The following is a 14,325-nucleotide window of genomic DNA, read 5'->3' on the forward strand; positions in this document are numbered from 1 at the left end:
GCTTTTGATAGAGCGGTTATCGACTGTCACACGACAACCGCACGTCGAGACCCCGCAGCCGCCGCGCTGCGCTCACAGCCGATAGCCGCCGGTGACCTCGATGCGTTGCCCGGTGATCCAGCGGCTCTCGGGCGCGAGCAGCATCGCCACCGCGCCCGCGACGTCCTCCGGCTCGCCGAGGCGCCCGAGCGGCGTCTCGGCGGCGACCACCTTCTGCAGCTCGGGGTCCCGCATCACCCCGCCGCCGAAGTCCGTGGCGATGCCGCCCGGCGCGACGACGTTCACCGCGATCCGCCGCGGCCCGAGCTCGACCGCGAGCGCGCGCGTGATCACCTCGATCGCGCCCTTCACCGCGCCGTACACGGAGAAACCCGGGGACACGAAGCGGGCCAGCCCGGTCGACATGTTGACGATGCGCCCCCCGTCGGCGAGCAGCGGGAGCAGCTTCTGCGTCAGGAAGAACGGCCCCTTGAAATGGACCGCGACGAGCTCGTCGAACACCGCCTCGCTCGTCTGCGCGATCGGCGTGTAGCCGCCGATCCCGGCGTTGTGGACCAAGAAGTCGAACGCTTCGCGGTCCCACGCTCGCCGCAGCTCGCCGCGCACCGCCGCCGCGAACGCCTCGAACGTGCCGGACCTGCCGACGTCGAGCTGGAGCGCGACTGCGCGGCGACCCCTGGCCTCGACTGCGCCGACGACCTCGTGCGCCTCGCGCTCAGCGGACAGGTACGTGAGGATGACATCGACGCCGCGCTCGGCGAGCAGGAGGGCCGTGGCGCGACCGATACCGCGGCTGCCGCCGGTGACGAGCGCGATCGGGGGGACGGCGTGAGGGACGGGCTGAGCTTTCATGCCCTGGTGATGCCGTACGGCCTACGTGGCGGCTAGAGACGCTTTCGTCCTATAGTGACCAAAAGGTAACCATGCCCGTCTTCAAGGAGCTGCCTCTCGTACCGGCCGAGCGCGCGATCAAGGTGCTCGGCGGGCGCTGGAAGGTGTTCGTCCTGTATTTTTTGTTCGACGGCCCCAGGCGGCTCTCCGAGCTGCGTCGCCTGATCCCCGGAGTCAGCCAGAAGGTCCTCGTGCAGGCGCTGCGCGAGCTGGAGGAGCACGGCATCGTCCACCGCGAGGTGTTCGCAGAGGTGCCGCCGCGCGTCGTCTACAGCGCGACCGACCTCGGCCTCACCTTGCGCCCGATCGTCGGCTCGCTGTGCGAATGGGGCCGCCTTCACGCTGCCGAGCTCACCGGGCTCGACGAGCCCGCGTCCGCCGCTCGACGTCGCCGGCCCTCGTCGTGACCGGCGCTCGAGAGCCGTCGCGGTCCCCGCTCCTCGGCGCCTCGATCACGCCTCGTCGTCGCCATCCTCGCTCACGTCGTAATCGTCGTCGAGGTCCTCGACCGCGCCGCGCAGCCCCGCCGCGGTGAACGCCAGGCGCGACGCCTCACCCGAGCCGTTGCCGGTGAGCACGATCCGCTGCAGCTGCCGCGCCTCCGGACAGGCCGCCAGGGCGATCAGCGCCGCCTCCCCGAGGTCGTTGTGCGACAGATCGATCCATCGCAGCGCCGGCGCACGGCGCAGCAGCTCGATCAGCGCCGCCGCGGGATCGTCCCAGCTCGCCAGCGCGTGCGACAGGTTCAGCGCGTGCAACCCCGCGAGGAACGGCGCAGCCAACAGCAGCTCCGGGCTCTCGAGCCAGACCATCGGGCCCGGCGAATAGGGGTTGTCGTCGGAGAAGAACTCCATGTCGAGGCTGCGGAGCGCGCCGAGCTCCCGCGCCTGGAACACCCGCTCCTGCTCGGTGCGCGCGTCGGCGACCAGGTCGTCGTATTCGTCGCCGAGGATGTCGTGCGCGTCGTCGTCGCGCTGCGTCAGCGGCCGGAACTCCTCGAAATGCGTCATCGCCCAGCGGTCGCTCAGCAGCAGCGCGTTCGCCAGCGCCGCCTCCGGCAAGCTGCCGCGCGCCGCCAGGCGATACGTCCACTGCAACGGCAGCAGCCGCCGCACCGAGTCGGGCCAGCGCGCCAGCGCGGGGGCCAGCGCCTCGGCCCACGCCGCCAGGTCCTCGCCGGCCGCCCGCCGGGCCTCCAGCGCCGCGGTGAGCTCGTCCCACGCCGCTACGCTCGCCTCCCCGCGCACCAGTTCGAATTCGCGCTCCATCCCCGACGGCATGCTGCACGCTGCCAGCGATCGTCACGCGCCGTCAACGAGCCATACACCGACGCCGGCGCGAATCACCGCAGTCCGCGGCTCCCGTGATTGCGACGCATCACAATCGCGGATCGACCGGCTCGCTCTCGAGCGCCAGCACCGCGAACACGCACTCGTGCACGCGGCGCAGCGGCTCGCGGCGGACGAACCGCTCGAGCGCCTCGAGCCCCAGCGCGAACTCGCGGATCGCCAGCGAGCGCTTGCTCCCGAGCCCGCGGGCGCGCAGGCGCCCGAGGTGCTCCGGCGCCGTGTACTCGGGCCCGTAGATGATGCGCAGGTACTCCGGCCCACGGCACTTGATCGCCGGCTGCATCAGCCCCTTCGGCCCCTTCGCCACGAAGTCGAACGGCTTGACCACCATCCCCTCGCCGCCCGCCGCGGTGAGCTCTTCCCACCAGGCGATCACCGCCGCGCAGCCCTCCTCGTCCTCCGTATCCACCACCCGATACGGCGTCGCCAGCAGCATCTCCGGCGCCGGCGCGCACAGCCGGGCCAGCGTCTCCATGTGCCACACGTGATCGCGGTCGACGTGGACCCGGCCCTCGCTCGCCAGCAGGTGGAACGGCGCGATCTTGTAGTCGCCCGGGCCCTGCACCGGCCAGCAATAGCGGCGATACGCCTGCCTGTACTTGCGGACATCTTCGAGCCGGCGCTCGTGCGCCGCCAGCAGCCCCGCCACCTCGGTCCCGCGCTCCGCCGCCGCTCGCAGCGCCGCCACGCTCGCCTGCAATCCCGCCTCGCCGGCCGCCCCGGTCGGCGCGTACTGCTCGCGCAGCAGCGCCTGCGCCTTGGCCGACCACGGCAAGATCTCGCAGTCGAGGCACAGCCAGTCCGTGTCGAGCTCGCCCCACAGATCGATCTGCGTCGCGCTGCTCGCCACGCGCTCCAGCAGCGCCGCCTCGAGCGCCGCGTCCGCGAAGAACGGCCGCCCCGTGCGGCTGTAGATCACCCCGTGCGCGGCCGTCTGCGCCCCGAAGCGCCGCGCCAGCGCCCCTGGCGAGCGGCCCACGATCATCACCGCCCGCGAGCCCATGTGCTTCTGCTCGCACACCACCGCGCCGACGCCCGCCTCGCGGTAGTACGCCAGCGCCTCGGCCGGGTGCTCGAGCAGGCCCTCGCGCTGCGACGTCTCGCTCGGCGACATCGTCGGCGGCAGATAGATCAGCCACCGCGGATCGACCGCGAACCGGCTCATCACCTCGAGCGCCGCCGCGCTGTGCTCCGCGGAGATCGTCAGGCTCGGCCGCAGCCGCGTCGACAGGTTGCGCTTGCCGAGCAGGTCGGCCAGGTCGAGCAACGCGTCGTGCTCTTGCTGGGCCGAGCGCTCCGGCGGCGGCTGCAGCGGCTTCACCGATTCGCAGTAGACCCTCCGCGCCGGCTCTGCCACCACTTCCAATTCGGGGTACCGCAGCGCCGTCAACGCCCCGCCGTAGACGCAGCCGGTGTCGACGCAGATCGTGCGATTGAGCCACTCGGCGACCGGCACCGGCGTGTGGCCGTAGACCACGATCGCCCGCCCGCGGTACTCGCGGGCCCAGTCGTGGCGGACCGGCAGCCCGAATTCGTCGGTCTCCCCGGTGGTCTCGCCGAACAGCGCGAACTGCCGCACCGCCCCCGACGCCCGCCCCTGCAGCGACTCCTTCAGCCCGGCGTGGGCCACCACCAGGCGCTCGCCGTCGAGCGTGTAATGGCTGACCAGCGAATCGATGAAGCGCTCGACCCTGCGGCCGAACTCCGGCGGCGCCGCGGCCAGCTGCGCCGCCGTCTCCGCGAACCCGTGGTTCGGCTTCACGTCCGAGCCGCGCAGGTATCTGTGCAGCTTCATCTCGTGGTTCCCAGGCACGCACAACGCCGCCCCCGCCGCGACCATGTCCATCACCAGCCGCAGCACCTCCACGATCTTCGGCCCGCGGTCGACCAGGTCGCCGAGGAAGATCGGCCGCCGGCCCTGCGGATGCGTCACCCGCAGCGCCTCGCCCTCGCCCTCGATCGCGTAGCCCAGCCGACCGAGCAGCGCCACCAGCTCGTCGAAGCAGCCGTGGATGTCGCCGATGATGTCGAACGGCCCGCGGTCCTCGCGGCGGTCGCTCCACAGCCGCGCCCGCTCGATCGTCGCCGCCTCGATCTCCTCGCCGCGCAGCACGTACACGTAGCGGAAGCCCTCGCGCTTCAGCTCGCGCAACGACTGGCGCAGCAGGCTGCACTGCTGGCGAATCAATGGCGCCCCGAGCGAGCGGTCGCTGCGCTGCTGCGACCGCTCGAGGCACACCTTCGTCGGCACGTCGAGCACGATCGCCACCGGCATCGCGTGCTTCTCGCGGGCCAGCGCCAGCACCGACTTGCGCGCCTCGGTCTTCACGTTCGTCGCGTCGATCACCGTCAGCAGCCGGCGGTCGAGCCGCTTGCGGGCGATCGTGAACAGCAGGTCGAACGCGTCGCCGGTCGCCTGCTGATCGTTCTCGTCGTCGGACACCAGCCCGCGGCAGAAGTCGGACGACAGCACCTCGGTCGGCTTGAAGTGCTTGCGCGCGAACGTGGTCTTGCCCGAGCCGCTGGCGCCGATCATCGCCACCACCGCGAGCTCGGGGATCACGAGCGCAGTCATCGCCGGAACACTCCCATCTGCGTCGGCGCCCCCAGCTCCGGATCGACCGGACCGACCGGCCGCAGCTCGACCGCGTAGCCGTGGCGCTCGCCGACCGCGCTGGCCCACGTCGCGAACTCGGCCCGCGTCCATTCGAACCGGTGGTCCGCGTGGCGGAGCTGCCCTGCCGCCAGCTCGGCGAACTTCGCGTTGTACTCCGCGTTCGGCGTCGTGATCACCACCACCCGCGGCCGCGCCCCGGCGAACAGCGCCCGCTCGAAGCTCGCCAGGCGCGACGGCTCGACGTGCTCGATCACCTCGACCGCCGCCGCCGCGTCGAAACCGTCGAGCCGCGCGTCGCGGTACACCAGCGAGCCGTGCAGCAGCGTCACCCGATCGCGTGTCCTTTCGGACATGTCCTCGAGGTGCAGCCGCTGCGCCGCCCGCTCGAGCACCGTGTGCGCCACGTCGACCCCGACCAGCCGCGTGAACTGGCGCAGCTTGAGCAGCCGGGCCAGCAGCTTGCCGCTGCCGCACCCGAGGTCGAGCACCTGCGCCGCCCCGCTGTCGACTAGCACCTCGGTGACCGCCCGCATGCGCTCCTCGTCGAGCGACAGCGGCCGCTCGAGCGCCTCCTCCGCACGGTCGCGGCTGGCCAGCGCCGCCTCCTCGGCCGCCGCGTCGGCCTCGCCCTCGGCCAGCCGCTCGAGCGCGCGGCGGGTCAGGCTGGCGCGGTGCTTGAGGTAGCGGCGGGCGATAGCCTCGCGCTCGGGGTGGCCCGCGAGCCAGCCCTCGCCGAAGCGCAGCAGCTTGTCGACCTCGTCGTCGCCGATGTAATAGTGCTTGTCGTCGTCGAGCACCGGGATCAGCACGTACAGGTGCGTCAACAGCTCGCGCAGCGGCGCGGTGCGACGCAGCTCGACCGCGAAATACGGCGTCCGCCCCCACGCCGCGTCCTCGTCCGCGCTCGGCAGCGGCTCGGCCCGCACCTCGTAGCCGAGCGGCTCGAACAGCGCCCGCAAGAGCCCCTCGCCGCCGCGGCACGCCAGCACCGGCAGCGCGGCAGTCAGCGCCAGCGGCTTGTCGACCAGCTCCGGCCGCGCCTTCGCCTGCCCGGTCAGCGCGCTGCGCAGCACCTGGGCGATCGCCACGCTCATGAACGACGACGCCGCGTACGGCCGATCGTTGACGTACTGCGCCAGCAGCCCCTCGGCCTGCTCCGACCCGCCTCGCACCAGCCGCACCGGATCGATGTCGAGCAACATCGCCGCGGTGCAGGCCGCCTCGCTCACCTCCGGGTAGAACACGTGGACCTGGCCGAAGCTGACCTCGAAGCTCTGCACCTTCTCGGGGTGCTTGTGCAGCAGCCACCCGAGCTCGTCCGCCGGCGCCTGGGTGTTGCGGATCGTCAGCAGCACCCGGCCAGGGTACCAGAGCCGCGCCGCAGGGCGGTGACGCGCGCCCTCGCCCGCAGCCTCTGCCTGTCCCGCGAACCGCGAGTCGCCCACATTCGACGAAAACCTCGAGCCTGAGCCGGCCGCTCGACCCTCCCCGCACGAGCGACCGCTCGGATCACCATTCGCCCCCGCCGACGCGATCTCCGAGCAATCCGCCTCGCCCAGCAACCCGCCGCCGCCGCGATCTCCGGCCCCCTGCTCGCTCACCCGCGCCAACGCGCCGCGAATCCGCCGAATACGCCGCCTCGCTCACCCCACATTCGAACGATATCACATTCCCTCCCGCCGACCAGCCCGCGCATCGTCCTGCCCGCCGCGGCGCCGCGGAGGATCCGCACCTGTCCTGCCCCTGCCCTCGCTCGCGCGGACCGGCCGCGGTGTCATGTTTCGCCCATGAACAGGCCGCTCGCGCCGCCGGAGTCCGACCTCCTCGCCGAGGAGCGCCGCGTCCTTCACGACCTCGCCGCCGCGCTGCCGGACGCCCGCTACTTCGGCCGCCTGCGCGTGCGCACCTCCGCGGGCGAGCGCGACGTCCTCCTCGCAGATCGGTCGTGGGTCGGCGACGAGCTCGCGCTGGTCGACTGGCGCACCGCCCCGCTCGCCGAGGTCTTCTTCACCTGCGACGTCGGCGACGACTACGAGCTCGAGCGCGACGATCGCCTGCTCCGCGGCGTCGTCGTGCGCCGCCACCTCGTCCACCTCCGCGCCGGCGAGCTCGTCGGCATCGACCTCGCCGATCGTCGCCTCCGCCGCGACACCGGCGACCACTGGCTCGCCGACGACCGCCCCGGCCCGCGCGTCGCCCCGCGCCCGCCTGCGAGCCGCACCCGCCCGCTGTCGCCCGCGCGTGTCGAGCTCGACCCCAATCAGCGCGCCGCAGTCGAGCTCGCAGCCCGGCGCTCGCTGCTCGTGCTCGGTGAGGCCGGCTTCGGCAAGACCACGGTCGCCCTGCACCGCCTCGCCTTCCTCTCCCGCGCCGCCCACGAGGCGCGCCGGCCGTTCCGCGCCCTCATGCTCGTACCGACCCCCGGCCTGCAGCGCCTGGCCGTCCGCATGCTCGCCGAGCTGGGCGTCCCGCGCGTGCAAGTCGACACCTTCGAGCGGTGGGTCACCGCCCAGGCCCGACGCCTGTTCCCTCAATTGCCGCGCCGCCTCAGCGAGCACGCCGGCCCCGGGGTGCGCACATTCAAGCGCCACCCCGCATTGCGCGACATCCTGCCGCGGATCGTCGCCGGCACCGCCGCCATGCGCGAGGTCGAGGCCGGCTACCGCGAGCACGCCACCGGCCTGCGCGACCTCCTGCTGCACCTCTACGGCGACCGCGAATTGCTGGCCGAGGCCGCCGCGAGCGCCCCCGACGAGCTCGGCCCGACCGTCCTGCGCGACGTCCTCGCCCACACCAAGATCCAGTTCAGCGCCACCACCGAGCGGGCCATGAGCCACGTCGACGCCGAGCGCCTGCAGACCCTCGACGGCCGCCCGATCGACGCCGGCACCCCGCTCGCCGACGCCGACAGCATCGACGTCGAGGACTTCGCGGTCCTGTTCGCCCTGCACCATCGATTCACCGGCGGCGACCGCACCCCGCACGGCGCCCTCTCGCATTATCAACACATCCTGCTCGACGAGGCGCAGGAGCTGGCGCCGATCGAGCTCGAGCTGCTGGCCCGCGCGGTCGCCCCCGACGGCACCGTCACCGTCGCCGGCGACGAGCGGCAGCAGGTCGACGCCTCGACCGCCTTCGCCGGCTGGCCCGCGGTCCTCGCCGAGCTCGGCCGCGACGACGCCACCACCGCCGCGCTCACCGTCAGCTATCGCTGCCCGCCGGCCATCGAGGACGTCGCCCGCGCAGTGCTCGACCCGACCCGGCGGCCCCGCGACATCGCCCACCGCGACCACCTCCTCGTCACCCGCCACGACAGCCCCTGCCACCAGGTCGCTGCCCTCATCGACGCGCTCCTGACCCTCACGCGCGACGACCCGCACGTCCACGTCGCGGTCGTCTGCCGCCACGTCGAGACCGCCCTGGCCCTCCACGGCGCCCTCGCCCGCGCCCTCCCGGCCCGCCTGGTCGTCGACGACGGCGAGTTCCGCTTCGCCCCCGGCGTCGAGGTCACCACCGTCCAGGACGTCAAGGGCCTCGAGTTCGACGTAGTCGTCGTCCCCGACCTCGACGCCGCCACCTACCCCGACCGCCCCGACGCCCGCCGCGCCCTCTACGTCGCCACCACCCGCCCGCTCCACCGCCTGTGGCTGGCCAGCGCCGGCCCGTGGTCGCCGCTGCTACCTACATGGCTTTCTGACCATGTCCGACAGGACATGTCTCAAACGAACATCGCATTGTCCGAGCGCCGAGCCTCGTGAGGCCTGTCCTCGAGGACAACTCATTCCATACGCGGCGACCGAGGGCAACCGACCTCGCGACGCCTGTCCCCAAGGCCATCTCATTCCCTGCTCGGCGACCGAGGACAACCGGCCTCGCGACGCCTGTCCCCGAGGACATCTCATTCCATGCGCACCCGGCGGTCGAGGACAACCGGCCTCACCTGGCTCCGGGGACATCTCGTTCTCGGGAGGACGCGTCGCCCCGACCACCGCGAACCCTGTCATCCTGTCCCGGGCGCGTCGCGCCCGCGCTACCGCAGCCAGGGACGCGCGGCCGCGATCGAAGCCCGCGCGCTCCCGCCTCGGCGGGCGAGCGCGGTGGATCGAGTTCACCCTCAGGGCTTGACGAAACGCACGGTATCGGCGGGACACCGTCCCCGTGCCGACGCGGCCCGCCGCGCCCCTCGTGGGGTGGGTCCGCCCCGCACGCGGCCCGGCGCGCGGTGCTACGTTTGCTCGCGTGCCGCAGCCCGACGCCCTCCCGCCCCGCACTTTCGGCCTGCCGCTCGTCGGCAACACTCTCGGGATCATGCGCGATCCGATCGACTTTCAGCGCCGCGGGCATCGCCGCCACGGCCCGGTCTTCTCCGCGCGGATCTTCGGCACCACCCTGACCTTCGTCGACCCGGTCGGCGCGCCCCAGCTGTTCGAGCAGGTCATTCGCACGCCCACCGATCAGCTCAGCCTCGTCGCCGCCTACAAGCACCTGGTCGGGCGGATCCTCGAGCCCGAGCTGTTCACCGAGATCGACAAGTCGATGCGCGAGGGCCTCTCGGTCAAGTACATCGGCAAGCACGTCGCGCCCACGGTCGCCTTCGTGCCGCAGGTGCTCGCGCAGCGGCTGCCCGGCGATCACGGCACCCTCGACGGCCTGCGCATGGCCAACGACGTCGTGCTCCACGTCGTCGCCCACTACGTCCTCGGCCACGGCGGCGCCGAGCGGCACGCCGACGAATTGGCGGAGGCCATGCACGTGCTCGAGAGCGACTTTAGCATCCTCGGCATGATGCTGCCGATCGAGACCGCCTCCGCGCGCCGCCGTCGCGCCGCCTTCGACCGCATGATGGGCCTCATCGAGGCCGAGGTGCGCGCGCGCCGGGCCGACCGCGGCGAGCACGACGACTTCCTGCAATTCGCCATCGATCACATGTCCTCCGAGGGTGCCGAGAAGGACGACATCCGCTGGCTCGGCCTGCGCGTCCTCGGCACCATCTTCGGCGCCCACACCAACACCGCGATGTCGGTCGCCTCGACGCTGTCCGACCTGGTCGAGCACCCCGAGGCCCTCGCCCGCGTGCGGGCCGAGATCGCCGCGCTCCCCGCCGACGCGCCGATGGACCTCGCGGCCATGCGCACTCTGGTCCACCTGCACCGCGCGATCAACGAGAGCATGCGCCTGCGCAGCAACGGCGGCCTGTGGCGCATGGCCATGTGCGACCTCGACCTCGGCGGCTACAAGCTGCCGAAGGGCACCGTCGTCGGCGCCAGCATGGGCCTCGTCAACCTCGACCCCGCGCGCTACGACGGCTCGCACGACTATCGGCCCGCGCGCTTCGAGGCGATGTCCACCGATCATTACCAGAGCCCGTCGGTCGGCTCGACGCCGCTGCAATTCGGCGCCTTCGGCACCGGCCGCAACCTGTGCTCGGGCCGGCCGCTCGCCTACGCGATGCTGGCCGCCATCCTCGTGCCGCTGCTGCGCGACTACGAATGGGAGGTCGTCGCCCGGCCGCGTCGGTGGTTCACGCTGCTCACCGGCGGCCTGTCGCGCCCGATCGGCGGCCTCACCCTGCGCTATCGTCGGCGCGTCTCGCCGCCCCGCGCTTGACCGCGCGCGCGGGGCCGTGACACCGTCGTCGCCGCATGCGCACGGCCCCATCGCTGCTCCTCCTCGTCGCCTCTGCGGCCTGCGCCAGGCCGGCGCAATCCGGCACCGCCGCCCCCGCCAATCCACCGAACGCGCCGCCCGACTACACCACCGCGCGCACCGGCGACGTCCACGACTTCGACTACTTCGCCGGCGGCTGGACGACGGTGCAGCGGCGCCTGAAGGCCCGCGGGGTCGGCAGCGACGAATGGGAGGAGTTCCCGGCCACCCTGTGCATGACCCCGTACCTCGGCGGCATGGCCACGGTCGACGAGCTGTACTTCCCGACCAAGGGCTGGGCCGGCCTGACCCTGCGGACCTTCGACCTCGCCAAACGCCAATGGTCGATCTACTGGGTCAGCAGCGAGACCGGCCTGCTCGGCACCCCGGTGGTCGGCGGCTTCCAGGGCGACCGCGGCGAGTTCTACGGCCCCGACGAGGACGCCGGCCGCCCCGTCGCAGTCCGCTACCGCTGGACCCGGCTCGACGCCGACCACGCCCGCTGGGAGCAGGCCTTCTCGTACGACGGCGGCGCCTGGGAGACCAACTGGACCGCCGACTTCACCCGCGCCGACCCGGCGAGCGTGTGCGAGGCCGGCCGTCCGAAGCGCCTGTGAACCGCCTGCGCTCGCGCTGCGACGGCCTGTCCTTTGCTGAGTCGGCCGCGCGGAGCGATCCCGCGTCGGGCCGACGACGCTTCGCCACGCTCGACGCGCCACGCTCCGAAGGTCTCATCGGATCGATCGCGGCGACCTCGACCCGACGACGCTGCGCTCGCCGACGACGCGTCGCCTCGCTCACCGCGACTTCGTCAGCTCGGCCAGGGCCGTGCGCCCGTCGCTGCGGTACACCCGGCCGGCCTCGCCGTCATAGCGGAAGCGGTCGCGGAACGGCGCCAGCGGCGAGATCGTGAGCAGCTCGCGGAACCCCGCCACGACGCGTTCACGGAGCCCCGCATCGGGATGCACCGCGAGCGCCACCGCGACCTCGCGCGCCTTCCAGTCGCACACGTGCAGCGCCAGGCTCACGCCGTCGACCGCGCCCACGAACCAATATTCGAATGTCGACTTGTACTCGTCCCCGCGCTCGTGCGGCGGGCCGACCAGGTGCTCGAGCTTCGCGCGGACCACCGCGATCGCATCGCTGCCGAGCCCGCCCCACCCCGGGCCGGGCACCTGCGTCATCTCGGCCCGGACCCCGCCCGGCTGCGGCGTGAAGCAGATCCCCGCCACCTCGTAGTGGCTCGCGCGCGCCAGCGTCTCGTCGATCCGCGCCTGCCACACCGGCAGCGCCGGCGCCTTCTCCGGCGCGACGACGACGGCGACGGCGTCCACGTCCTCGACCGCCACCGCGCCGACCTCCTCGAGCCATTGGGAGATCCAGCGCTCGCCGCGGTCCGCACCCGGGTCATGAGTCACCACGCGGGCGAGCGCCAGCGGATTGCGCCCGTTCAGACGCCCCGCGTTCGCGTCGGCCCCCGCGCGCAGCAGGTCCTTGATGAAGAACGTCGACGCGCCGCTGTTCATCGCCAGGGCGATCGCGTGCAGCAGCAACGTCGACCCGTCGGGGTAGCCTGCGTTCACGTCGGCCCCCGCCGCGATGGCCGACGCGAGCATCGCGTATTGCCGGTTGCGGCCGAGCGCCAAAATTAGCGGGTCGCCGTGGCGGTCGCGCGCGCTCACGTCGAGCCCCGCCGCGATCAGGAGCTCGAAGACGACGTCGTCCGGCGCAGCGATCGCCGCCCACGTCAGCGCTGCGCTGTCCGTCACGCGGGCCCCGGCCGCGAGCAGCCGGCGGACCACGCTACGGTGCCCCTGCGCCACCGCATGATAGAGCACCGAGCGCACCTCGCCCGACGAGTACCGGGCGCCCGGCTCGAGCGCCGCCGCAGCGTCGACGTTCGCCCCCGCGGCCAGCAGCGCCGCCACGCTGTGCAGCTTGCCCTTCGCAGCCGCGCGCGCGAGCAGCCAGTCGCGGTCGACCTCTGCTCCCGCGAGCAATACCGCGAGCACCTCGCCGGACCCCGCCTCGGTCGCCTCGAGCACGAGCCGCGAGCGGGCCTCGCCGTCGAGGCGCTGGACCGCCGCTGCCAGCCCCTTCGTGGCCCCGGCCGCGATCGCCAGCTGCACCCCGGCCCTCGCCCCATCGCTCGAGTCGGCCGCCGCGAGCGCCGCCTCGGCGCGCTTCACCGCCGCCGCCGTCGTCTTCGGCCCGAGCTCGACCGGCCACTCGATCGCCTTGCGCAGCTTCTCGCCGTCCGGCGCCGCCGCGAGCGCATCGACCCGCCCGGCGTCGACCAGTTGATTCATCGCCACGCGCAGCACCTCGGGCACGAACTCGCCGAAGCTCACTGCGAACCCGGTCGGCTCGATCACCGCCACGTGCTTCGGCTTGTGCTCCCACCGGAGCAACCGCGCGTCGAACGTCACTCCGCTCCTGGTCGTCAGGCGGACCCGGCCGTCGGCCGCGCTGAAGATGATGATTTTCGTCGAGACATCGCGGCCCATCGCGTCGACTCCGTGTGGCCTCCGTGCTCGCACGGCCGCCCGCCGCAGGCAAGCACGTCTTCCCTGCGAGGCAGCGAGCGTCACTCCGGCCGAGACGTCGCGCAGCGGCCCGGACGGCCTTCTCACCGGGCCTCTCCGACGGCCCACTCATGGCTCCTGACGATCGCCGCGGAGATCGTCCAGAGCGACCGCGAGCCGGCGCGCGTCGGCAATGACTTCGAGCGCCCCAGAGCTACCGCGAGTGACTCGGCGCGCCGGCGTGCCGGCTCTGCGGGCGGCTGGCGAAGCCGGCGGGTCCGCGACTCGAGCGCGGCGCCACCCCACATCCTTGGACTCTGGTGATTCGCGGCTCGGCCGGATCTATACACAACGAGCGCATGGCAAGATCGCCGGCCCCGTCGTGCCGGTCACCGCTGACGCGCGGTCACGACGGCGCGCCGGCGACTGCCGCGCCGCAACCGGGCGAGCACTCGATGGATTTTAGTTGGAAAAGACCCGCGAACTCGAGTTCGCGGGCGGGAGGAGGGACGACGACACGGGCGCAGCGTCGGCGTCGACGGGTTCATGGTAGGGCAGTCGGCGCCCCGGCACGATCCGAATGCTCACCGCCGCGTCCGTTCCCCACCGCACCCGCTCGTAGAACACACCGCCTGGGCTTCCAATCGACGGAGCGTCGCCGGTGACTGGCATCGAACTGCCGGCCGGATCACCCGGAGCCGCCGCGAACCTCGGACACAGTGTTCAGCGTGATGGTACATGACATGCGGAACAAGATCATTGCGCTCGCCTCCACCCTTTCGCTCACCGGCATGCTGGCGACCTCGGTGGCCCTGGCGGCCAGCGTGCACTTCAAGGGCGGCCCGAACGCCGGGCCGAGCTTTCGTGACACCGGCCTGGCGCTGCGGGCCAGCGGGGCCCTCGCGGGGCTCGGCAACGAGGACATCTTGATCCGGCTGGTGGCCACCGGGGACGCGACAGCGACCTGCACCAACCCGTCGGGCACCACCCAGCCGCCGGGCCAGAACCCCGCCGAGGTCGTCCTGACCGGCCTCCAGCCGATCCCCGCGTCGGAGATCAAGAACGGCAACGTGTCCTTCAATGTCAGCACCGCGGCGCCCGATACTCCGGTCCCGGGCGCCCCCGACTGCCCCAATTCGAAATGGCGCGAGGACATCCTGGACGTCAGCTTCACCAGCGCCGTGCTCACCGTGGAGCAGCCCGTGGGCACCGTCGTGCTGGAGGTCGACTGCACCTTCCCCGGCGGCACCGACGACGGGGCCGTGATCTGCGGGTGAGCACACCGGCGCCGATTCGA

At 72.6% G+C, this 14,325-nt stretch carries 10 protein-coding genes; 5 read left to right on the plus strand and 5 right to left on the minus strand.

Going from position 1 to position 14,325, the window contains the following annotated elements:
• Positions 1-72: 72 nt before the first annotated feature.
• A complete protein-coding gene (locus OV090_RS37160; RefSeq protein WP_267709464.1) occupies positions 73-852 on the minus strand; it encodes an SDR family oxidoreductase in 780 nt (259 codons plus the stop codon).
• Between the two features lie 71 nt (positions 853-923).
• Here OV090_RS37160 and OV090_RS37165 point away from each other — a divergent pair, with 71 nt between their 5' ends.
• On the plus strand, positions 924-1,298 hold the full coding sequence (locus OV090_RS37165) for a helix-turn-helix domain-containing protein (RefSeq protein ID WP_267709465.1): 375 nt from the start codon (positions 924-926) through the stop codon (positions 1,296-1,298).
• Positions 1,299-1,343: 45 nt separating this feature from the next.
• Here OV090_RS37165 and OV090_RS37170 read toward each other — a convergent pair whose 3' ends face one another.
• The 3 genes from OV090_RS37170 to OV090_RS37180 form a co-directional block, all read right to left on the minus strand.
• On the minus strand, positions 1,344-2,159 hold the full coding sequence (locus OV090_RS37170) for a hypothetical protein (protein WP_267709466.1): 816 nt from the start codon (positions 2,157-2,159) through the stop codon (positions 1,344-1,346).
• Positions 2,160-2,268: 109 nt separating this feature from the next.
• Complete coding sequence (locus OV090_RS37175) at positions 2,269-4,815, minus strand: polynucleotide kinase-phosphatase (RefSeq protein WP_267709467.1); 2,547 nt, start codon at positions 4,813-4,815, stop codon at positions 2,269-2,271.
• A complete protein-coding gene (locus tag OV090_RS37180) occupies positions 4,812-6,212 on the minus strand; it encodes a 3' terminal RNA ribose 2'-O-methyltransferase Hen1 (RefSeq protein WP_267709468.1) in 1,401 nt (466 codons plus the stop codon). Before OV090_RS37180 ends, OV090_RS37175 begins: the two co-directional genes overlap by 4 nt.
• A 432-nt stretch (positions 6,213-6,644) precedes the next feature.
• On the opposite strand from OV090_RS37180, the gene OV090_RS37185 reads away from it, so the two are divergent.
• The 3 genes from OV090_RS37185 (at position 6,645) to OV090_RS37195 (ending at position 11,120) form a co-directional block, all read left to right on the plus strand.
• Positions 6,645-8,615 carry an ATP-binding domain-containing protein gene (locus tag OV090_RS37185; protein WP_267709469.1) on the plus strand — a complete coding sequence of 657 codons (1,971 nt, stop codon included), beginning with the start codon at positions 6,645-6,647 and terminating at the stop codon, positions 8,613-8,615.
• 481 nt (positions 8,616-9,096) lie between these two features.
• Positions 9,097-10,464 carry a cytochrome P450 gene (locus OV090_RS37190; RefSeq protein ID WP_267709470.1) on the plus strand — a complete coding sequence of 456 codons (1,368 nt, stop codon included), beginning with the start codon at positions 9,097-9,099 and terminating at the stop codon, positions 10,462-10,464.
• Positions 10,465-10,499: 35 nt separating this feature from the next.
• A complete protein-coding gene (locus tag OV090_RS37195) occupies positions 10,500-11,120 on the plus strand; it encodes a hypothetical protein (RefSeq protein ID WP_267709471.1) in 621 nt (206 codons plus the stop codon).
• A 180-nt stretch (positions 11,121-11,300) separates the two neighbouring features.
• Here OV090_RS37195 and OV090_RS37200 read toward each other — a convergent pair whose 3' ends face one another.
• Complete coding sequence (locus OV090_RS37200) at positions 11,301-13,010, minus strand: ankyrin repeat domain-containing protein (protein ID WP_267709472.1); 1,710 nt, start codon at positions 13,008-13,010, stop codon at positions 11,301-11,303.
• Between the two features lie 761 nt (positions 13,011-13,771).
• Here OV090_RS37200 and OV090_RS37205 point away from each other — a divergent pair.
• Positions 13,772-14,305, plus strand: a complete 534-nt coding sequence (locus tag OV090_RS37205) for a hypothetical protein (RefSeq protein WP_267709473.1) — start codon at positions 13,772-13,774, stop codon at positions 14,303-14,305.
• The last annotated feature ends 20 nt before the right edge of the window (positions 14,306-14,325 follow it).

This window comes from Nannocystis sp. RBIL2 (genome assembly GCF_026626745.1).
Lineage (GTDB): Bacteria > Myxococcota_A > Polyangia > Nannocystales > Nannocystaceae > Nannocystis.